The 933-nt window shown below is 42.3% G+C and carries 2 protein-coding genes; both read right to left on the bottom strand.

All coding sequences use genetic code 11. The features are described 5' to 3' along the window. Positions 1 to 338, bottom strand: a 338-nt coding sequence (gene gspN, locus Q4503_RS18790) for a type II secretion system protein N (RefSeq protein WP_303603188.1), incomplete at its 3' end; no start/stop codon positions are given. Positions 339 to 418: 80 nt separating this feature from the next. Next, positions 419 to 904 (bottom strand): type II secretion system protein GspM, encoded by a 486-nt coding sequence (gspM, locus tag Q4503_RS18785; RefSeq protein ID WP_215971239.1) that lies wholly within the window; start codon positions 902 to 904, stop codon positions 419 to 421. Positions 905 to 933 lie beyond the last annotated feature (29 nt).

Here is a 933-nt window from a genome sequence, read left to right as displayed (position 1 = left end):
GTTAGAGTGGCTTTTTCTGAGGAAAGCGCTAAGTCAAACTTGCCTTCAGGACCTGCTTTAAATGGGTCACCAAAAGTAATGGCGAGTTTAGGCGTTAAGCTTAATAATGACCAGAAACTGACCTGTGCTTCAACCTTATCAATGGGCGCACCATTAATCTTTACTTGGTTAATACGGGTGTGCCACACACTGCCGCTCACTCCTGACAGGTAAACGCTATTCGTAACATTTTTAGGTAAGGTCACGTATTTCAGCACAACGCTGGTCGGTAATGTTGCGATTAAAAAGCCAATATAAGCGATTAAAAAAATAATCCCCATGGCAATCTTATTTCTCATTCTTGGTTTCTCATTCTTGGTTGCTTATTTTTTTGGATTGCTACGCTTGGTTTATCAGTAACGGTCTTAAAGCTAATCTTTTACTGTTTACCTAGCTGCAAACGACGCACTCGTACTTCACCAGAGCTATCTCCCTGAGATAAGTCAATGGCTTGCACTTGTAACCCTTCATTATTCGCTAAGCTCTCTAACCAAAGCAGTAGTTGAGCAAACGGAACATTATCAAGCCACACCAATAAAATATCACCTTGAGGCTGCATACGCGTAATGGTGAGTTGTTGTCGCTCTGCAGTGCGATTAACAATACTCGATAAGCTACCACTGCTTTGTTTGACACCACCTACGGATTTTACGCTTTGATAACGTGCGGTATTTTCCGTGACCCAGCTAAGCAACGCTTGTCGACTTTCGAGTCGCTTTTGACTACTCACTAGGTTGTCATTCAGTGGTTGCCAAATAAGGCTATACAGTAAAAAAAGTGAACATACCGCACCAACGCCTATGACTAAACGCTGCTCACGTAAGTTCAGCCCTTGCCACCATGTTTTAAGTGAAGCGATATTCATTACGAGCCTTCCTTGCTAACAATACTAAA

The sequence above is a fragment of the Colwellia sp. 6_MG-2023 genome, assembly GCF_030547765.1.
Taxonomy (GTDB): domain Bacteria; phylum Pseudomonadota; class Gammaproteobacteria; order Enterobacterales; family Alteromonadaceae; genus Colwellia.
The sequence above is the reverse complement of the archived record's forward strand: the minus strand, read 5'-3'. Positions and strand labels throughout refer to the sequence as shown.